Genomic DNA, 19,488 nt, shown 5'->3' on the forward strand with positions numbered 1-19,488 from the left:
CCCATCTCCGCCGGGCCCCACCAGCACAGCGCTCAGCCTCGCCCTGCCCCGAAACGCCTGCCCAGCAGACGGAATTCGCCCTGAAACCGGCCCGCACGCCCGCCAAGGGGAACTCATGGCACCAGAACCACCGCTGCTCACCATGTCCGGCATCACCAAGTCGTTCCCCGGAGTCCGGGCCCTCGACGGCGTCGACCTCGACGTCCAGGCCGGCGAGGTCCACTGTCTGCTCGGCCAGAACGGCGCCGGGAAGTCCACCCTGATCAAGGTCCTGGCCGGCGCCCACCAGCCCGACGACGGCACCATCACCTGGCGGGGCGAACCCGTCACCCTGAAATCCCCGATCGCCGCCATGCGGCTCGGCATCGCCACCATCTACCAGGAACTCGACCTGGTGGAGGGCCTGTCGGTGGCCGAGAACGTCCACCTCGGGCACGAGCCCACGGCCGCCGGCTTCGTCGTACGGGGGAAGGCGGCGCGCGCCTCGACTGGCGCTCTGCTCAAGCGACTTGGGCACCCGGAGGTCGATCCGGCCCGGCTGGTCGGGGAGTTGTCGGCTGCCCAGCAGCAGATCGTCTCCATGGCGCGGGCGCTCTCCCACGACGTACGGCTGATCGTGATGGACGAACCGTCGGCCGCGCTCGACCCGGACGAGGTCGACAACCTGTTCAGGATCGTCGGCGACCTGACCGCCGACGGCGTGGCCGTCGTCTACATCTCGCACCGCCTGGAGGAGATCCGCCGGATCGGCGACCGGGTGACCGTACTGAAGGACGGACGGGCCGTGGCGGGCGGGCTGCCCGCGAAGTCCACACCGACGCGCGAGGTCGTGGCACTGATGACCGGGCGCAACGTCGAGTACGTCTTCCCCGATCGGCCGCCCACGCCCCCGACCTCGGTCGCGCCCGTCCTGGAGGTGCGGGGACTGGCGCGCGACGGGGAGTTCGAGCCGCTCGACCTGGAGGTGCGGCCCGGTGAGATCGTGGGGCTCGCCGGACTCGTCGGCTCGGGGCGCTCGGAGATCCTGGAGACGATCTACGGCGCCCGCAGGCCCACGGCCGGTCAAGTCAGCGTCGGCGGAAGGCAGTTGAGGCTCGGCAGTGTGCGGGCCGCCGTACGGGCCGGGCTCGGGCTCGCCCCCGAGGAGCGCAAGGCGCAGGCACTGCTGATGCTGGAGTCCGTCACCAGAAACGTTTCCGTGTCGTCGATGTCCCGCTTCGCGCGCGTCGGCTGGATCGACCGGGCGGCGGAACTGAAAGGGGCGCGCGCGGCGACCCGCGAGCTGTCCCTGCGCCCCGACAACCCGGCGGTACCCGTCCGCACCCTCTCCGGAGGCAACCAGCAGAAGGCGGTCCTCGCCCGCTGGCTGCTGCGCGGCTGCCGGGTCCTGCTGCTCGACGAACCCACCCGGGGCGTCGACGTCGGCGCCCGCGCCGAGTTGTACGCCGTGGTCCGCCGGCTCGCCGACGAGGGACTCGCCGTCCTGCTGGTCTCCAGCGAGGTGCCCGAAGTCCTCGGCCTCGCCGACCGGGTGCTCGTCCTGCGCGAGGGTCGGGTCGTGCACACCGCGCCCGCCCGTGAACTCGACGAACACCGTGTCCTCGACCTCGTGATGGAAGGAAGCCCGGTGGCCAGTGTGGGAAGTCCGGTGGCCGGGGCGGGAAGCCCCGCGACCGGCGAAGGGAGCCCGGCGTCATGACCCAGCCCGTGTCCCCGCCCAGGGACAGCATCGACAAGGCCCCCGCGGCGAGCGAGCCCCCGGCCTGGCGGACCATGCTGTTCCGGGCCGACGTCCGTACGCTCTCCCTCCTCGGCGTGCTCGCCGCGCTCATCCTCATCGGCGGTGTCACCAGGCCCGACGAGTTCCTCGACACCCGCAACCTCCAACTCGTCCTCACCCAGGCCTCGGTGATCGGCGTCGTCACCGTCGGCATGACCTTCGTCATCACCTCCGGCGGCATCGACCTGTCCGTCGGCGCGATCGTCGCCCTGGCCTCGGTCTGGGCGACGACCGTGGCCACACAGGAGTACGGCTTCGCCGGCATCCTCTTCACGGCGGTGATCGTCGGCGTCGGCTGCGGCCTGGTGAACGGGCTGCTCATCGCGTACGGCGGGATGGTCCCCTTCATCGCCACCCTCGCCATGCTCGCCTCAGCGCGTGGTCTCGCCCTGCAGATCACCGACGGCAGCACCCAGGTCGTCACCGTCGACGCCATCCTCGACCTCGGTGAGCGCGACGCCTATGTCCTCGGCATCCCGCCGCTCGTGCTGGTCTTCGCACTCGTGACGATCATCGGCTGGCTCGTGCTGAACCGCACGACCTTCGGGCGGCGCACCGTCGCCGTCGGCGGCAACGCGGAGGCGGCCCGGCTCGCGGGCATCGACGTCCGCCGCCAGCGGCTCTATCTGTACCTGCTCTCCGGACTGTGCTGCGGCATCGCCGCCTTCCTGCTGATCGTGCTGTCCGGCTCGGGCCAGAACACCAACGGCAACCTCTACGAACTCGACGCCATCGCCGCCGCGATCATCGGCGGCACCCTGCTCAGCGGCGGCCGGGGCACCATCACCGGCTCCGTCCTCGGCGTCCTGATCTTCACCACGATCACCAACATCTTCGCGCTCAACAACCTGCAGAGCGACGTCCAGCAGATCGCCAAGGGCGCGATCATCGTCGCCGCGGTCCTGGTCCAGCGACGCACGGCCAGCACGACCTGACCCACCGAAGAGCCGACACGCGAAAGGTCCACCGCCATGCCAGAGTTCACCAGCCGCAGAGGACTGCTCTTCGGGACCGCCGCCGTCTCGGCCGGCGCCCTCCTCGTGGGTTGCACCAGCAACGAGACCAAGGATGACCCGGCCGCCGCCGATCAGCCGGCCGCCGACGACAAGCCCGGCAAGGCGGTCACCATCGGCTTCGCCGGACCGCAGGCCGACCACGGCTGGCTCAACGCGATCAACCAGAACGCCAAGAGCCGCGCCGAGCGGTACGAGGACGTCACCCTGGAGATCACCGAGGGCTCGAACGACACCGCCCAGCAGATCGGGCAGATCGAGACCCTCATCAACAAGAAGGTCGACGTCCTGGTCGTGCTGCCCGCCGACGGCAAGGCGCTCACCCAGGTCGGCCTCAAGGCGATGCGGGCCGGCATCCCCGTCGTCAACCTCGACCGGATCTTCAACTCCCCGCAGGCGTACCGCTGCTGGATCGGCGGCGACAACTACGGCATGGGCCTCAACGCCGGTCACTACATCGGCGAGCAGCTCAAGGACAAGGGCGACGCCCGGGTCATCGAGCTCGCCGGGCTGGACAACCTGGAGCTGACCAAGCAGCGCACCAAGGGCTTCGACGACGCCCTGAAGAACTACCCGAACATCAAGAAGGTGGCCCGGCAGGCCGCCGAGTTCACCGTCGAGTCCGGGCAGGCCAAGATGGCCCAACTCCTCCAGGCCCAGTCGAACTTCGACGCGCTGTGGAACCACGACGACGACCAGGGCGTCGGTGCCCTGCGCGCCATCGAGCAGGCCGGCCGCGACGACTTCCTGATGGTCGGCGGCGCGGGCGCGCTCTCCGCGTTCCAGGCGATCAAGAAGGACGACGGGGTGCTGAAGGCGACCGTCCTCTACCCGCCGACCATGGCCGCCTCCGCGATCGACCTCGCCCGCGCCCTCGGGCAGGCCAAGGGGGTGAGCGGCCTCGCCGAGTTCGAGATCCCGTCCTCGCTGACGCTGTACTCGGCCGTCGTCGACAAGGACAACGTCGACCAGTACATGGCCACCGGCTTCAAGTGACGGGCCCCGCCCGACGGCGAGTCAGGACACGACTCCCCACCGCCGGGTCGGGCCCCACCCCCCACCGCGCCACCACGAGGAGGACACACGCATGGGACAGCCGCAGCAGCCCGACCAGGCCGAGGCGGAGGAGTCAGGAGCACCGGGGCCCGACGCGGGGGCCGGGACCGCTCCCGGAGCCGTGGCCCCGCCCACCGGTACGCCGGCCGGCGACGGTCCGCGCGCCGGGACCTGGCCCGCCGGGATCGCCGGTGGGGCGGACCGTCCGCAGCTGCGGGTCGGGATGGTCGGCTACGCCTTCATGGGGGCCGCGCACTCCCAGGGGTGGCGCACGGCGGGGAGGGTCTTCGACCTGCCGCTCACCCCCGTGCTCGCCGCCGTCTGCGGGCGCGACGGCGACGCGGTGCGGGCCATGGCGGACCGGCACGGGTGGGCGGAGACGGAGACCGACTGGCGGCGGCTGATCGCCCGCGACGACATCGACCTCGTGGACATCTGCACCCCCGGCGACAGCCATGCCGAGATCGCCCTCGCCGCGCTGGCCGCCGGCAAGCACGTCCTCTGCGAGAAGCCGCTCGCCAACACGGTCGCCGAGGCGGAGCAGATGTCGGCGGCGGCCGAAGAGGCCTACGCCAACGGCAGGTTGGCGATGGTCGGTTTCAACTACCGCCGGGTGCCCGCCACCACGCTCGCCCGCCGCATGGTCGCCGAGGGGCGGCTCGGAGCCCTGCGGCACGTGCGGGTGACGTACCTTCAGGACTGGCTCGTGGACCCGGAGTTCCCGCTGACCTGGCGGCTGCGCAAGGAGTCCGCCGGTTCGGGAGCCCTCGGCGACCTGGGCGCCCACATCGTCGACCTCGCGCAGTACCTGGCGGGGGAGCCGGTGGTCGGGGTGTCCGCGCTGATGGAGACCTTCGTGCGCGAACGGCCCCTGCCGGCCGGGGTGTCCAGCGGTCTCGCCTCCTCCGGCGGCACGGCCGGCCGGGGCGCGGTCACCGTCGACGACACGGCCCTGTTCACCGGCCGCTTCGCCTCCGGAGCCGTCGCCTCCTTCGAGGCCACCCGCTTCGCCACCGGCCGCAAGAACGCCCTGCGCATCGAACTCAACGGCGAGCGCGGCTCGTTGGCCTTCGACCTGGAACGGCTCAACGAACTCGCCTACCACGACCACACCGAGCCCGCCGCCCACGCCGGCTTCCGCCGCATCCTCGTCACCGAGCCCGACCACCCCTACCTCGACGCCTGGTGGCCGCCGGGGCACGGCCTCGGGTACGAGCACACCTTCGTCCACCAGGCCCGCGACCTGATGCACGCCGTCGCGGAGGGCCGGCGCCCCGAGCCGTCGTTCGCCGACGGGCTCCAGGTGCAGCGCGTGCTCGCGGCGGTGGAGGAGAGCGCCGAGAAGAACTCCGTCTACACCCCGACCCACACCCCCACAGCGGTCTGAGGAGGCCCCGCACATGCCGCGCGACTTCACGCTCTTCACCGGCCAGTGGGCCGACCTCCCCCTCGAAGAGGTCTGCCGCCTCGCCCGCGACTTCGGCTACGACGGCCTCGAACTCGCCTGCTGGGGCGACCACTTCGAGGTCGACAAGGCCCTAGCCGACCCGTCCTACCTCGCCTCCCGCCACGAACTCCTGGAGAAGTACGGCCTGAAGTGCTGGGCCGTCTCCAACCACCTGGTGGGCCAGGCGGTGTGCGACGCCATCATCGACGAACGCCACCGGGCCATCCTGCCCGCCCGTATCTGGGGCGACGGCGAGCCCGAGGGCGTACGGCAGCGGGCCGCCGCCGAGATGGCCGACACCGCGCGGGCCGCGGCCGCCTTCGGTGTGGAGACCGTCATCGGCTTCACCGGCTCCGCCATCTGGCATCTGGTCGCGATGTTCCCGCCCGCCCCCGAGTCGATGATCGAGCGAGGCTACGACGACTTCGCGACCCGCTGGAACCCGATCCTCGATGTCTTCGACGCCCAGGGCGTGCGGTTCGCCCACGAGGTCCACCCGAGCGAGATCGCCTACGACTACTGGACGACCCAGCGCGCCCTAGAGGCGGTCGACCACCGTCCTGCGTTCGGGCTGAACTTCGACCCCTCGCACTTCGTGTGGCAGGACCTCGACCCGGTCGGCTTCCTGTGGGACTTCCGCGACCGGATCTACCACGTCGACTGCAAGGAGGCGCGCAAGCGCCTCGACGGACGCAACGGCCGCCTCGGCTCGCACCTGCCCTGGGGCGACCCGCGCCGGGGCTGGGACTTCGTGTCGGCCGGCCACGGCGACGTGCCCTGGGAGGACGTCTTCCGGATGCTCCGCTCGATCGACTACCAGGGCCCGATCTCCGTCGAGTGGGAGGACGCCGGCATGGACCGGCTCCAGGGTGCCCCCGAGGCGCTCGCCCACCTCAAGGCGTTCGACTTCGAACCGCCGACGGCGTCGTTCGACGCCGCGTTCGGCGGCAACGAGTAACGGTTCCCTGCCACAACGGCTCCTGTCTTCCGGGGTGACGGCGCACCCCGGCGTACCGCACACACCCGTACACCTCCGTACGACCAGCCCCTTACTGGAGGCATTTCGTGCACCCGTACGACGACACCAGACGCACCACTGGCACCACGAGCACTACCAGCACCACCAGCCTCTTCAGACGCCGTGGACTGCGCGGGCCGATCGCCCTGCTGAGCGGTCTGCTGCTCGCGGGCGCCTCGCTCTCCCTCACCGCGCCGGCGGCGGGGGCGGCCGACACCGGACCGAGGTCCGCCGCCGGACAGCAGGCCGCCGCCGGACCCAAGGCCGCCGCCGAGGACTTCCAGCAGGTCACCCTCGCCAAGGGCGAGCCGGAGGTCGGCGAGCCCATGTCGCTCGCCGTCCTCCCGGACCGCTCGGTCCTGCACACCTCGCGCGACGGCGAACTGCGCCTCACCGACGCGGCGGGCAACACCAGGCTCGCGGGCAAGCTCGACGTGTACTCCCACGACGAGGAGGGCCTCCAGGGCATAGGCGTCGACCCGGGCTTCGCCGACAACCGCTTCATCTACCTGTACTACGCGCCCCCGCTGAACACCCCGGCCGGCGATGCCCCCGAGACCGGTACGGCCGCCGACTTCGCGCCCTTCGACGGCGTCAACCGGCTGAGCCGCTTCGTCCTGAAGGCGGACGGCACCCTCGACAACGCCAGCGAGAAGAAGATCCTCGACGTCCCCGCCTCACGCGGCATCTGCTGCCACGTCGGCGGCGACATCGACTTCGACGCGGCGGGCAACCTGTATCTGTCGACGGGCGACGACAGCAACCCGTTCCAGTCTGACGGCTTCACCCCCATCGACGAACGCGCCAACCGCAATCCGGCCTTCGACGCCCAGCGCACCTCCGGCAACACCAACGACCTGCGCGGCAAGATCCTGCGCATCAAGGTCGGCGCCGACGGCTCCTACACCGTCCCCGACGGCAACCTCTTCGCGCCCGGCACGGACAAGACCCGCCCCGAGATCTACGCGATGGGCTTCCGCAACCCGTTCCGCTTCAGCGTCGACAAGAAGACCGGCATCCTCTACGTCGGCGAGTACGGCCCCGACGCCGGCGCCGCCAACCCCTCGCGCGGCCCGGCCGGGCAGGTCGAGTTCGCCCGGGTGACCAAACCCGGCAACTTCGGCTGGCCGTACTGCACCGGCAAGAACGACGCCTATGTCGACTACGACTTCGCCACCGGCACCTCGGGCGCCGCCTTCGACTGCGCGGCCCCGAAGAACACCTCGCCGAACAACACCGGCCTCACCGACCTGCCGCCCGCCGAGCCCGCCTGGATCCCCTACAACGGCAACTCCGTCCCGGAGTTCGGCGACGGCTCCGAGTCCCCCATGGGCGGCCCGGTCTACGACTACGACGCCGCGCTCGACTCCCCGGTGAAGTTCCCCGAGGCGTACGACGGCGACTTCTTCGCCGGTGAGTTCGGCCGCCGGTGGATCAAGCGGATCAGCAGCGACGCCGACGGCACCGTCCAGTCGATCAACAACGTGCCCTGGACCGGCACCCAGATCATGGACATGGCCTTCGGCCCGGACGGCGCGCTGTACGTCCTCGACTACGGACTCGCCTGGTTCGGGGGCGACGAGAACTCCGCCCTGTACCGCATCGAGAACGCCACCGACGGCCACTCCCCGGTCGCCCAGGCCGCCGCCGACCGCACCTCCGGCCAGGCGAAACTGAAGGTCCGCTTCTCCTCGGCGGGCACCACCGACCAGGACGGCGACGCCCTCACCTACAGCTGGGACTTCGGCGACGGCGGTACCTCCACGGCCGCGAACCCGTCGCACACGTACAAGAAGAACGGCACCTACACGGCGACCGTGACCGCGAAGGACGCCACCGGCCGCACCGGCAGCGCGAGCGTGCAGATCGTCGTCGGCAACACCGCGCCCAAGGTCGAGCTGCAACTCCCGGCGGACGGGCAGCTGTTCGCCTTCGGTGACGCCGTACCGTTCAAGGTGAAGGTCAGCGACCCGGAGGACGGCCGCACGATCGACTGCGCCAAGGTCAAGGTCACCTTCATCCTCGGCCACGACAGCCACGGCCACCCCGTGACCTCCGCCAACGGCTGCACCGGCACCATCCAGACCAGCGCCGACGGCGGCCACGACGAGAACGCCAACATCTTCGGGGTGTTCGACGCCGAGTACACCGACGGCGGAGGCGGCGGCCAGGCACCGCTGACCACCCACGACCAGAACGTCGTCCAGCCCACCCACCGCCAGGCCGAGCACTACGGCGACTCCTCCGGCATCGCGGTCCAGTCCAAGCCGACGGCCCACGGTGGCAAGACCGTCGGGGACATCTCCAACGGGGACTGGATCTCCTTCGAGCCGTACGTCCTCTCCAACGCCACGAAGATCACCGCGCGTGTCTCCTCCGGGGGCGCCGGCGGCAAGCTGGAGGTCCGGGCGGGCTCCCCGACCGGCCGTCTCCTCGGCAGCGCGACCGTGCCGCCGACCGGCGGCTGGGAGAACTTCCAGGACGTCACCGCGAACCTGTCCCGCGCCCCGCGTGGCACCACCACGCTGTACCTGGTGTTCAAGGGGAGCGGCTCCGGCGGCCTGTTCGACGTGGACGACTTCACCTTCACGAAGCGGTGAGGGGTGGCCATGCGGAAGCAAGGACGCGTGTGGGCCGCCGCGGGAGGCGCCGCCCTGCTGATCGGATGCGTGTCGGGGCCGGCCGTGTCCGATGAGGCCGGCGGCTCCAGGGAACAGCGGGACGAGCGCCGGGTGCTGGTGTTCTCCAAGACCGCCGGGTTCCGCCACGACTCCATCCCCGACGGCATCACGGCCGTACGGGAACTGGGCGCCGCCCACGGCTTCACGGTCGACGCCACGGAGGACGCCGGCGCCTTCACCGCCCGCAACCTCGGACGCTACGACGCCGTCGTCTTCCTCTCCACGACGGGTGACGTCCTGAACGCGGCCCAACAGGGCGCGTTCGAGCGGTACATCAAACGCGGCGGCGCGTACGTCGGCATCCACGCCGCCGCCGACACCGAGTACGACTGGGCCTTCTACGGCGGGCTCGCCGGCGCGTACTTCCAGTCGCACCCCGCGATCCAGCCCGCGACGGTCGACGTCGAGGACCACGCCCACCCGGCCACCGCCGGCCTGGGCGCGACCTGGAACCGCACGGACGAGTGGTACAACTACCGCTCCAACCCCCGCGCGCGGGCCCATGTCCTCGCCTCGCTCGACGAGTCGTCGTACACCGGCGGCACCATGAACGGCGACCATCCCATCGCCTGGTGCCAGGACTATCAGGGCGGCCGCGCGTTCTACACCGGCGGCGGCCACACGAAGGAGTCCTTCGCCGAACCCGCCTTCCGGCAGCACCTGCTGGGCGGCATCCGGTGGGCGATCGGCGAGGCCCAGGCCGACTGCCGCCCGGAGAACGGCTACCGGTCGCTGTTCGACGGCACGGCGGCCTCCCTCTCCGCGTGGCGGCAGGCCGGTCCGGGCTCCTTCACCCTGTCCGACGACGGCACGATCACGTCGGCGGGTGGCATGGGGATGCTCTGGTACGCCGACCGGAGCTTCGGGTCGTACTCCCTGAAGCTCGACTGGCGGATGTCCGGCGCCTCCGGGGACGACAACTCCGGTGTGTTCGTGGGCTTCCCGCCCTCGGACGACCCCTGGTCGGCCGTGAACAACGGCTACGAGGTCCAGATCGACGCCACGGACGTACCCGAGCGCACCACCGGGTCCGTCTACGGCTTCCGCTCCGCCGACATCGGGAAGCGCGACCGCGCCCTGAACCCGCCGGGGGAGTGGAACACGTACGAGATCCGCGTGGAGGGCGAGTGCCTCCGTGTCTGGCTCAACGGCGTGAAGATCAACGACTTCACCAACACCGATCCGGTACGGAGCCTGCGGGACGGCCACTTCGGCATCCAGAACCACGGATCCGCCGATCAGGTGTCCTTCCGTGACATCCGGATCAAGGAACTGCCCGCACGGGCCGCCGACCGGGCGGACCCGCCGCCGGGCGACTGAGCGACGGCGGGCGGGGGACGCCGGACCTCCGCCCGCCGTCTCGCCCCTTTCCTCTCCCCTCACCCCCTTCCCCCTCTTCCCCACGGAGGGCCACCGGCTTTCCCACCACCGGTTCGACGAGGAGGCTGCCCATGCCCGCGCCCGTGTCCACGGCCGTGTCCGTGTCCGCGCCCGTGTCCGCGTCCGATTCCCCACCGCGTGTCGGTGTCTGGCTGATCGGAGCACGAGGCTCCGTCGCCACCACCGTCGTCGCGGGCTGCGCGGCCGTCACGGCGGGCCTGCACGCCCCGACGGGCATGGTCACCGAGACCCCTCTCTTCGCCGACGCACACCTTCCGCCCCTCTCCTCCCTCGTCTTCGGCGGCCACGACACGGTCGACTGCCCCCTGCCCAAACGGGCCGAAGCCCTCGCGGCCGGCGGCGTCCTGCCCCACGGCCTCCCCGGGGCCGTCGGAGCCGAACTGGCCGCCGCCGACCGGGAGATCCGGTCCGGCGGCCCCCTCCCGGGCGACACGAGGACCCCCGACGAGCTGATCTCCTCCTACGCCACCGACATCCAGGACTTCGTACGACGCCGGGGCCTGGACCGGGCCGTGGTGGTGAACGTCGCCTCCACGGAACCCGCGCCCACCGGGGCGGACCTGCCGCCCAGCTCCCTCTACGCGGCGGCGGCCCTGCGCGCCGGCTGCCCCTATGTGAACTTCACCCCGTCGACCGGCCTCCAACACCCGTCCCTGGCCGACCTCGCCGCCTCCTCCGCACTGCCGTACGCGGGTCGCGACGGCAAGACCGGCCAGACCCTTCTCCGCTCGGTCCTGGGCCCGATGTTCGCGCAACGGGCCCTGACCGTCCGGGCGTGGTCCGGCACCAACCTGCTCGGCGGTGGCGACGGCGCCGCCCTCGCCGACCCGGCCGCCGCCGCTGCCAAGAACGCCGGCAAGGAGCGCGTCCTGACCGACAGCCTCGGGGCGACCCCCGAGGGCGAGACCCACATCGACGACGTCCCCGCCCTCGGCGACTGGAAGACCGCCTGGGACCACATCGCCTTCGACGGCTTCCTCGGCACGCGCATGCTCCTCCAGACCACCTGGCAGGGCTGCGACTCGGCCCTGGCCGCGCCCCTGGTGCTCGACCTCGCCCGCCTCCTGTCCCGCGCCCACGAGGCGGGCCTCTCCGGCCCCCTGACCGAGCTGGGCTTCTATTTCAAGGACCCCACGGGGGAGGCCCCGGCGGCACTGGGCGAGCAGTACGCGGCACTGGCGGGCTTCGCGGAACGGCTGCGCCCGCGCCTGAGGCCGAACCCGCTGCACCCGCAGCCGCCGCACGGCTTCGAAGCGGGCGAGCCGGGGCCTTCGGTCGCGGGCGACCCGGGACCTTCGGACGGGAGCCCGGCATGAGCGCGCGGCCACCTCGACCGAAGCTCTCCTTCGGCTACGGCACCAACGGGCTCGCCGACCTCCGGCTGGACGACGCGCTCGCGCTCCTCGCCGACCTCGGTTACGACGGGGTCGGGCTGACGCTCGACCACATGCATCTCGACCCGCTCGCCCCCGACCTCGCCGCCCGCACCCGGAGGCTCGCGCGGCGGCTGGAGGCGCTCGGGCTGTCCGTCACCGTGGAGACCGGGGCCCGCTATGTCCTGGACCCCCGCCGCAAGCACGGTCCCACCCTGCTCGACGCCGACCCCGACGACCGGGCCCGCCGGGCCGACCTGCTGATCCGGGCGGTGCGGGTCGCCGCCGACCTCGGCGCCCACGCCGTGCACTGCTTCAGCGGGATCACCCCGCCCGGCACGGACGAGGACACCGCCTGGAAACGCCTCCCCGAGGCACTCGCCCCCGTCCTCGACGCCGCGACCGCCGCCGGTGTCCCCCTCGCGATCGAACCCGAACCCGGTCACCTCCTCGCCACGCTCGCCGACTTCCACCGCCTCCGCGAGGCCCTGGACAGCCCCGCCGCACTCGGCCTCACCCTCGACATCGGCCACTGCCAGTGCCTCGAACCCCTCCCTCCGGCCGACTGCGTCCGCGCCGCCGCGCCCTGGCTGCGGCACGTCCAGATCGAGGACATGCGGCGCGGCGTCCACGAACACCTCCCCCTCGGTGAGGGCGAGATCGACTTCCCGCCCGTCCTCGAAGCGCTCGCCGCCGCCGACTACCGGGCCCTGACCGTCGTCGAACTGCCCCGCCACTCCCACGTCGGCCCGCACTTCGCCGAGCAGTCCCTCTCCTTCCTCGAACAGTCCCTCGCCCTCAGCCACGGCACGACCGGCCGCACCGCCGACCCCGGGAGCACCTCGTGACCCACCCCCGCACCCCGGCCGCGCCGACGACCGACCACGCCCACGCGGCCCACCACCAGGCACACCACGAAGCCCACCAGATCCACCACCCGGCCCACACCGCCCCCGCCGACCTGCGCCGCCACCTCGATGCCCACCTCACGGCCGCCGCCCGCACCTGGCTGGGCCGGGCGCTGGAGGAGGCCGCCGACCATCCGGGCAGCCACGGGCCCATCGCCGTCTGGGAGTTGCGCCTCGCTGAGGCGGGCCGGCGCTGCGGCACCGAGCACGCCGACGCCGTCCGCGTCCTGATCCTGCACGCGGCCCGCGCCGACACCGACGCGCTCACCCGGGTCTACCGCCAGGGCACCGCCGACGAACGCCGAGCCGTCCTGCACGCCCTGCCCCACCTCGTGCCGGGCCCCGAGGCGCTGCACCTCGTCGAGGACGCCCTGCGCACCAACGACACCCGCCTGGTCGCCGCCGCCCTCGGCCCGTACGCCGCCCGCCGGCTGGCCCCGCACCCCTGGCGGCACGCCGTCCTCAAGTGCCTGTTCACCGGGGTGCGCGTCGACGAGGTCGCCGACCTGACCCGCCGGGCCCGGGGCGACACCGAACTCGCCCGCATGCTCCGCGCCTTCGCCGAGGAACGCACCGCCGCGGGCCGTCCCGTACCCGAGGACCTGCACCGCGTCCTGGCCCTGACCGCGCCCCCACCGGCCGACGCCGAGGAGTCCTGATGCGCATCTTCGACCCCCACATCCACATGACGTCACGCACCACCGACGACTACGAGGCGATGCACGAGGCGGGTGTCCGCGCGGTCGTCGAGCCGGCCTTCTGGCTGGGACAGCCCCGAACCTCGCCCGCCTCCTTCGTCGACTACTTCGACTCCCTCCTCGGCTGGGAACCCTTCCGCGCCGCCCAGCACGGCATCGCCCACCACTGCGCCCTCGCCCTCAACCCCAAGGAGGCGAACGACCCGCGCTGCACACCCGTCCTGGACCTGCTGCCCCGCTACCTCCTCAAGGACCGGGTCGTGGCGGTCGGCGAGATCGGCTACGACTCCATGACCCCGGCCGAGGACCACGCGCTCGAACACCAGCTCCAGCTGGCCGCCGACCACGGCCTGCCCGCTCTCGTCCACACCCCGCACCGGGACAAGCTCGCCGGTCTGCGCCGCACGCTCGACGTCGTACGGGCCTCCGCCCTGCCCGTCGAGCGGGTGCTGCTCGACCACCTCAACGAGACCACCGTCGAGGAGGCGAGGGACAGCGGCGCCTGGCTCGGGTTCTCCGTCTACCCGGACACCAAGATGGACGAGGAGCGCATGGTCGCCGTCCTGCGGAAGTTCGGACCGGAGAAGGTGCTGGTCAACTCCGCAGCCGACTGGGGCAGAAGCGACCCCCTCAAGACCCGCCGGGTCGCCGACGCGCTCCTCGCCGCCGGCTTCGACGAGGACGACGTCGACCTGGTGCTGTGGCGCAACCCGGTCGCCTTCTACGGACTCAGCGGCCGACTCGACCTCGACGTCACCGCGACCGACGCCACGCACGAGGGCAACAGCATCCTGCGCGGCGGTGAGTGAACCGTGCGCTTCCGCCACCCCGACGGCTCCACCGTCCACCTCGCCTACTGCACCAACGTGCACCCCGCCGAGACCCTCGACGGCGTCCTCGCCCAACTCCGCGACCACTGCGAGCCCGTACGCCGCCGCCTCGGCCGCGACCGCCTCGGCATCGGCCTGTGGCTGGCCAGGGACGCCGCCGCGGCCCTGGTCACCGACCCGTCCGCGCTGCGCGGCCTGCGCACCGAACTCGACCGGCGCGGCCTCGAAGTGGTCACCCTCAACGGCTTCCCCTATCAGGGCTTCGGCGCCGAAGAGGTCAAGTACCGCGTCTACAAGCCGGACTGGGCCGACCCCGAGCGCCTCGACCACACCACCTCCCTCGCCCGGGTGCTCGCCCGGCTCCTCCCGGACGACGTCACCGAGGGCACCGTCTCCACCCTGCCCCTGGCCTGGCGTACCGCCTACGACGACACCCGCGCCACCCGGTCCCGCACGGCCCTGCGCACCCTCGCCGAACGCCTCGACGCCGTCGCCGAGCTGACCGGCCGCTCCATCCGGATCGGTCTGGAGCCCGAACCGGGCTGCACCGTCGAGACCACCGCCGACGCCATCGGCCCCCTGACCGACATAGGCCACGACCGCATCGGCATCTGCGTCGACACCTGCCACCTCGCCACCTCCTTCGAAGACCCGCACACCGCCCTGGACGCGCTCACCCGCGCCGGCGTCCCGGTCGTCAAATCCCAGCTCTCGGCCGCCCTGCACGCCGAACACCCCCACCTCCCCGAGGTCCGCGAAGCCCTCGCCGCCTTCGACGAGCCCCGCTTCCTGCACCAGACCCGCACCGCCACCGCCGCGGGACTGCGCGGCACCGACGACCTCGGCGAAGCCCTCGGCGGCGACACCCTGCCCGACGCCTCCCCCTGGCGCTCCCACTTCCACGTCCCGCTCCACGCGGCCCCCACCGCACCCCTCACCTCCACCCTCCCGGTCCTCACCGCCGCCCTGGCCCACCTGGTCGGCGGCGCCCACCCCCTCACCCGCCATCTGGAGGTCGAGACCTACACCTGGCAGGCCCTGCCGCCCGAGCTGCGCCCCAGCACCCGCGCCCAGCTCGCCGACGGCATCGCCGCCGAACTCGTCCTCGCCCGCGACCTGTTGACCGACCTCGGCCTCAAGGAGCTGCCGTGAACCCGAACAGCAGCACCACCCCGGAGCCCCCGCCCGACACCGGGCCCACCCCTCTCCTCGTCCTGGACGTCGTCGGCCTCACCCCCCGTCTCCTCGACCACATGCCCCACCTCAAGGCGCTCGGACAGTCCGGCTCCCGTGCCCCGCTCGGCACCGTCCTGCCCGCCGTCACCTGCGCCGCCCAGTCCACCTTCCTCACCGGCACGCTCCCCGCCGAGCACGGCATCGTCGGCAACGGCTGGTACTTCCGCGAACTCGGCGACGTCCTGCTCTGGCGCCAGCACAACGGCCTCGTCGCCGGCGACCGACTCTGGGACGCCGCCCGCCGCGCCCACCCCGGCTACACGGTCGCCAACATCTGCTGGTGGTACGCCATGGGCGCCGACACCGACATCACCGTCACCCCCCGTCCGATCTACTACTCCGACGGCCGCAAGGAACCCGACTGCTACACCCGGCCCCCGGCCCTGCACGACGAACTCACCGCGAAACTCGGCACCTTCCCCCTGTTCCACTTCTGGGGACCGGGCGCCGACCTGGTCTCCAGCCGCTGGATCATCGACGCGACCCGCCACATCCTCCGCACCCGCCGCCCCGACCTGGCGCTCTGCTACCTCCCCCACCTCGACTACGACCTGCAGCGCCACGGCCCCGACGACCCGCGCTCCCTGAAGGCGGCCGCCGACCTCGACCGGGCCCTGGCGCCCCTGCTCGACGACGCCCGCGCGGAAGGCCGGACCGTCGTCGCGCTCTCCGAGTACGGCATCACCCGCGTGCACCGCCCCGTCGACATCAACCGCGCCCTGCGCCGCGCCGGCCTCCTCGACGTGCACACCCAGGACGGCATGGAGTACCTCGACCCGATGGCCTCACGGGCCTTCGCCGTCGCCGACCACCAGATCGCCCATGTGTACGTACGCCGCGCCGAGGACCTGGACGCCACCCGGGAAGCCCTCGCGGACCTGCCCGGGATCGATCAACTCCTCGACGACGAGGGCAAGAAGGCCCATCACCTCGACCATCCGCGCTCCGGCGAGTTCGTCGCCGTCGCGGAGCCGGACGCCTGGTTCACGTACTACTACTGGCTCGACGACGACCGCGCGCCCGACTTCGCACGCACCGTCGAGATCCATCGCAAACCCGGCTACGACCCGGTCGAGCTGTTCATGGACCCGCTCGACCCGCTGGTGAAGCTCAAGGCGGCCACGGCACTGGCCCGCAAGAAACTCGGGCTGCGCTACCGCATGGCGGTCGTGCCGCTGGATCCCTCGCCTATTCGCGGCAGCCACGGCCGCCTTCCCGCGAGCGACGACGACGGTCCGCTCATCATCTGCTCCACCCCCCGAGCCGTCGGTGACCGTGTCGCGGCCACCGATGTGAAAGCACTCCTGCTCCGACTTGCCGGTCTGTCCTGACCGGTGCCCAGGACCCACGGGTCCTGACTGGTCACAAGTGAAGCACCCACCACTGACAACGCCCTTCCACGCAGAGGAGTTCCAGGCATGAGCCGCACCCACCAGCCGGATCCCGAACTCACCCACCGCCTCAGCAGACGAGGCATGCTCGGCGTGGCCGCCGGCGCCACGGTCGCCGCCCTGCTGGGCGCGGCCGCCCCGGCACAGGCCGCGGGCACCGACGCCGCGACCGCCACCGGAGCAGCGGGCAAGGGCCGGGGCCGCCCCGTCCTCCCGCCCGGCCGCCTCGGCATCCAGCTCTACAGCCTGCGCGACAAGGTCTCCACCCTCGGCTTCGCCCCCGTCTTCGCCGAACTGGAGAAGTACGGCTACGACGAGGTCGAGTTCGCCGGCTACACCCAGGGCTCGGCGGGCCCCATCACCCTCGCCCAGCTCAAGCGCCTGGCCCGCAACCACGGGCTCACCCCGATCGGCAGCCACGTCGGCTACTACGCGAGCGACCCGAACGCGTACACCTTCGCCCAGAACCTCACCAAGGTCCTCGACGACGCCCAGGCCCTCGGCCTCAAGCACATCGGCACCGCCGCCGGTCCCTTCCGCTACGGCATGACCGTCGACGCGATGAAGCGGGCCGCCCACGAGTTCAACACCTACGGCGCGGCGGCCAGGGCGCGGGGCATGAAGTTCTACCAGCACAACCACTCCGAGGAGTTCTCCTTCGCCACCGACAACCCCAAGGTCCGCCTCTACGACGTGCTGCTCCGGGAGACCGACCCCGACCTGGTCTTCCTGGAGATGGACATCTTCTGGGCGTATGTGGCCCAGTTCCGTTTCTCCAAGCGGCCCGACGGCACCCCCGCGCCCTTCGAGCCGCTCGACTACGTCCTGCGCCGCCCGAACCGCTACCCGCTCTTCCACGTCAAGGACGGCGACAGCGACCCGTCGAACCCCTTCGGCTACCGCATGGTCGACGTCGGCGACGGCGACATCGACTACCAGAAGTTCATCTCGGCCGTCACCCGGCTGAAGGGCCACCGTCTCGCCCACCACTGGCAGGCCGAGCACGACAACCCCTCCGAGTCGTTCACCTTCGCCCGCCGTTCCAGCGAGCACCTGCACTCGCTGCGGGAGAAGTGCTGACCGACGCCGGGCGACAACGGCAGCAGGCGGCCGCCCCGTGGTGCGGGACCACGGGGCGGCCGCCTGCTGCCGTACGCGGAGGCGTCAGGCCATCGGTCAGGCCACTTCGTCACCGAGCGGACGGGGGTTGGGAGCGATGTGCCGGGAGCGGGGCCGCCCCGGCGGGTGCAGGAAGATCGCCACGAAACCGGCGAACAACGAGATGGAACCGGCGAGCACGAAGGCGCCCGCGTAGTCCCAGGCGCCCACGACCACGGCGCCCATCCCGGAGCCGAGCAGACCGGACACCAGCTTGGAGCTGTACACGAGGCCGTAGTTGGAGGCGTTGTTGTTCTCGCCGAAGTAGTCCGCGGTCATCGCCGCGAACATCGGGAAGATGGCGCCGCCGCCGAATCCGGAGATGCTGGAGAACACCAGGAAGAGCGGCAGGTTGCCGATGTTGCCGGACCAGAGGATGCCGTACTGGGACAGGCCCAGCACGATGCAGACGAAGATCAGGCACTGCTTGCGGCCGTAGCGGTCGGAGAGCCAGCCGATGACACCGCGTCCCGTGCCGTTGACGATCGCCTTCAAGGACATCGCCGTGGCCACGATCCCGCCCGCGAAACCGGCCTCGTTGCCGAACGGCACCTGGAAGGCGATACCGAAGATGTTCACACCCGAGGTGCACAGCAGACAGAACCACATCAGCGCCACCCGGCCCGTGCGCCAGGCCTCGCTCGGCGTGTACTGCTTCACGGCCGGCGGGTTCTTCTCCAGTGCGCGCCGCGCGCGCGGGTCGTCCGGCTTGCGCAGCGGGTCGACCTCGGCCGGCCACCAGTTCTTCGGCGGGTCCTGGAAGAAGTAGCCCGCCACGGCGACGACCGCCGCGAGGAACACACCGACGGAGACGAGCACCCAGCGGAAGTTCGTCAGGTCCATGTACCCGGTGAAGATGAACACGAAGGGCACCGAACCGTAGGCGAAACCGCCGTTGACGAAGCCGGTCTTGCCGCCCTTGCGCTCCGGGTACCACTTGCCGACCATGTTGACGCAGGTCGCGTAGACCATGCCGGCGCCCATGCCGCTGAACATGCCGAACCCGATGTACGCGACGACGACGTGCGGCGCGAACGCGAGGGACACGTATCCGAGGAGGGTGCCGACGGCGCCCAGCATCATCGCCCAGCGGGCGGGCAGTTTGCCGCTCTCACGCAGCTTCCCGGCCGGGAAGGCCACCGCGGCCTGGAAGAACACCCAGACGCCCAGCATCCAGAAGATGTGCTGGTTGCTCCAGCTGTGCGCCGTGTGCAGGGTCTCCTCGGCGGACGCGAACGCGTACTCCGCCGAGCTGATGCCCATCATGCCCACCCACGGCAGGATGACCATCCACTTGCGTTTGCGCCCCATGATGTCCAGGTCGGACTCGCCGATCCGGTACATCCGGCCGTTGGCGTCCGTCACCTCCCGGTAGGGGACGGGTGTGGAGATGTCAGTTGTTGCCATGTCGATCGAACCCTCCGCGTGTAAGTCTGGCCAGCGCCCCCTGTCCGTGCTTCTTTGCGCCGGGGCCCGCGGCGAGCGGTCGTCCGCGGGC

The 19,488-nt window shown here is 71.7% G+C and carries 15 protein-coding genes; 14 read left to right on the forward strand and 1 reads right to left on the reverse strand.

The features are described 5' to 3' along the window. Nucleotides 1-115: 115 nt before the first annotated feature. The 14 genes from L3078_RS38025 to L3078_RS38090 all read left to right on the forward strand — a co-directional run bounded on the left by L3078_RS38025 (nt 116) and on the right by L3078_RS38090 (nt 17,912). Nucleotides 116-1,699: a sugar ABC transporter ATP-binding protein gene (locus L3078_RS38025; protein WP_239758617.1), complete on the forward strand. Its 1,584-nt coding sequence runs from the start codon at nt 116-118 to the stop codon at nt 1,697-1,699. Further along, on the forward strand, nt 1,696-2,715 hold the full coding sequence (locus L3078_RS38030; RefSeq protein ID WP_239758618.1) for an ABC transporter permease: 1,020 nt from the start codon (nt 1,696-1,698) through the stop codon (nt 2,713-2,715). The genes L3078_RS38025 and L3078_RS38030 overlap by 4 nt, the downstream gene beginning before the upstream one ends. Before the next feature lie 36 nt (nt 2,716-2,751). Next, the gene (locus tag L3078_RS38035) at nt 2,752-3,789 is read left to right on the forward strand and encodes a substrate-binding domain-containing protein (protein WP_239758620.1); all 1,038 of its coding nucleotides are present in this window, start codon (nt 2,752-2,754) and stop codon (nt 3,787-3,789) included. A gap of 91 nt (nt 3,790-3,880) precedes the next feature. Continuing rightward, nucleotides 3,881-5,236 (forward strand): Gfo/Idh/MocA family protein, encoded by a 1,356-nt coding sequence (locus L3078_RS38040; RefSeq protein ID WP_239758622.1) that lies wholly within the window; start codon nt 3,881-3,883, stop codon nt 5,234-5,236. A 13-nt stretch (nt 5,237-5,249) separates the two neighbouring features. Then, nucleotides 5,250-6,254, forward strand: coding sequence for a sugar phosphate isomerase/epimerase family protein (locus L3078_RS38045; protein WP_239758624.1), 1,005 nt, complete (start codon nt 5,250-5,252; stop codon nt 6,252-6,254). Between the two features lie 107 nt (nt 6,255-6,361). Continuing rightward, on the forward strand, nt 6,362-8,914 hold the full coding sequence (locus tag L3078_RS38050) for a PQQ-dependent sugar dehydrogenase (protein WP_420864140.1): 2,553 nt from the start codon (nt 6,362-6,364) through the stop codon (nt 8,912-8,914). Between the two features lie 9 nt (nt 8,915-8,923). Next, on the forward strand, nt 8,924-10,315 hold the full coding sequence (locus L3078_RS38055; protein ID WP_239758626.1) for a ThuA domain-containing protein: 1,392 nt from the start codon (nt 8,924-8,926) through the stop codon (nt 10,313-10,315). Between the two features lie 131 nt (nt 10,316-10,446). Further along, complete coding sequence (locus L3078_RS38060) at nt 10,447-11,712, forward strand: inositol-3-phosphate synthase (RefSeq protein ID WP_239758627.1); 1,266 nt, start codon at nt 10,447-10,449, stop codon at nt 11,710-11,712. Beyond that, complete coding sequence (locus tag L3078_RS38065; protein ID WP_239758629.1) at nt 11,709-12,617, forward strand: sugar phosphate isomerase/epimerase family protein; 909 nt, start codon at nt 11,709-11,711, stop codon at nt 12,615-12,617. Before L3078_RS38060 ends, L3078_RS38065 begins: the two co-directional genes overlap by 4 nt. Continuing rightward, a complete protein-coding gene (locus tag L3078_RS38070) occupies nt 12,614-13,336 on the forward strand; it encodes an EboA domain-containing protein (protein WP_420864141.1) in 723 nt (240 codons plus the stop codon). Before L3078_RS38065 ends, L3078_RS38070 begins: the two co-directional genes overlap by 4 nt. Beyond that, nucleotides 13,336-14,184, forward strand: a complete 849-nt coding sequence (locus tag L3078_RS38075; RefSeq protein ID WP_239758631.1) for a TatD family hydrolase — start codon at nt 13,336-13,338, stop codon at nt 14,182-14,184. The genes L3078_RS38070 and L3078_RS38075 overlap by 1 nt, the downstream gene beginning before the upstream one ends. Before the next feature lie 3 nt (nt 14,185-14,187). Beyond that, nucleotides 14,188-15,357 carry a metabolite traffic protein EboE gene (eboE, locus tag L3078_RS38080; protein ID WP_239758633.1) on the forward strand — a complete coding sequence of 390 codons (1,170 nt, stop codon included), beginning with the start codon at nt 14,188-14,190 and terminating at the stop codon, nt 15,355-15,357. After that, complete coding sequence (locus tag L3078_RS38085; RefSeq protein WP_239758634.1) at nt 15,354-16,772, forward strand: alkaline phosphatase family protein; 1,419 nt, start codon at nt 15,354-15,356, stop codon at nt 16,770-16,772. The genes eboE and L3078_RS38085 overlap by 4 nt, the downstream gene beginning before the upstream one ends. A gap of 87 nt (nt 16,773-16,859) precedes the next feature. Continuing rightward, nucleotides 16,860-17,912, forward strand: a complete 1,053-nt coding sequence (locus L3078_RS38090) for a sugar phosphate isomerase/epimerase family protein (protein WP_239758636.1) — start codon at nt 16,860-16,862, stop codon at nt 17,910-17,912. A 96-nt stretch (nt 17,913-18,008) separates the two neighbouring features. Here L3078_RS38090 and L3078_RS38095 read toward each other — a convergent pair whose 3' ends face one another. Then, on the reverse strand, nt 18,009-19,397 hold the full coding sequence (locus tag L3078_RS38095; RefSeq protein ID WP_239758638.1) for an OFA family MFS transporter: 1,389 nt from the start codon (nt 19,395-19,397) through the stop codon (nt 18,009-18,011). Between the last annotated feature and the right edge of the window lie 91 nt (nt 19,398-19,488).

Source organism: Streptomyces deccanensis, from assembly GCF_022385335.1.
In the GTDB taxonomy this organism is placed as follows: domain Bacteria; phylum Actinomycetota; class Actinomycetes; order Streptomycetales; family Streptomycetaceae; genus Streptomyces; species Streptomyces deccanensis.

Coding starts and splice junctions, on each gene's coding strand:
- L3078_RS38090 (WP_239758636.1), top strand. CDS start 16,860: ATGAGCCGCACCCACCAGCCGGATCCCGAACTCACCCACCGCCTCAGC.
- L3078_RS38030 (WP_239758618.1), top strand. CDS start 1,696: ATGACCCAGCCCGTGTCCCCGCCCAGGGACAGCATCGACAAGGCCCCC.
- L3078_RS38025 (WP_239758617.1), top strand. CDS start 116: ATGGCACCAGAACCACCGCTGCTCACCATGTCCGGCATCACCAAGTCG.
- L3078_RS38045 (WP_239758624.1), top strand. CDS start 5,250: ATGCCGCGCGACTTCACGCTCTTCACCGGCCAGTGGGCCGACCTCCCC.
- L3078_RS38075 (WP_239758631.1), top strand. CDS start 13,336: ATGCGCATCTTCGACCCCCACATCCACATGACGTCACGCACCACCGAC.
- L3078_RS38040 (WP_239758622.1), top strand. CDS start 3,881: ATGGGACAGCCGCAGCAGCCCGACCAGGCCGAGGCGGAGGAGTCAGGA.
- L3078_RS38065 (WP_239758629.1), top strand. CDS start 11,709: ATGAGCGCGCGGCCACCTCGACCGAAGCTCTCCTTCGGCTACGGCACC.
- L3078_RS38055 (WP_239758626.1), top strand. CDS start 8,924: ATGCGGAAGCAAGGACGCGTGTGGGCCGCCGCGGGAGGCGCCGCCCTG.
- L3078_RS38060 (WP_239758627.1), top strand. CDS start 10,447: ATGCCCGCGCCCGTGTCCACGGCCGTGTCCGTGTCCGCGCCCGTGTCC.
- L3078_RS38095 (WP_239758638.1), bottom strand. CDS start 19,397: ATGGCAACAACTGACATCTCCACACCCGTCCCCTACCGGGAGGTGACG.
- L3078_RS38035 (WP_239758620.1), top strand. CDS start 2,752: ATGCCAGAGTTCACCAGCCGCAGAGGACTGCTCTTCGGGACCGCCGCC.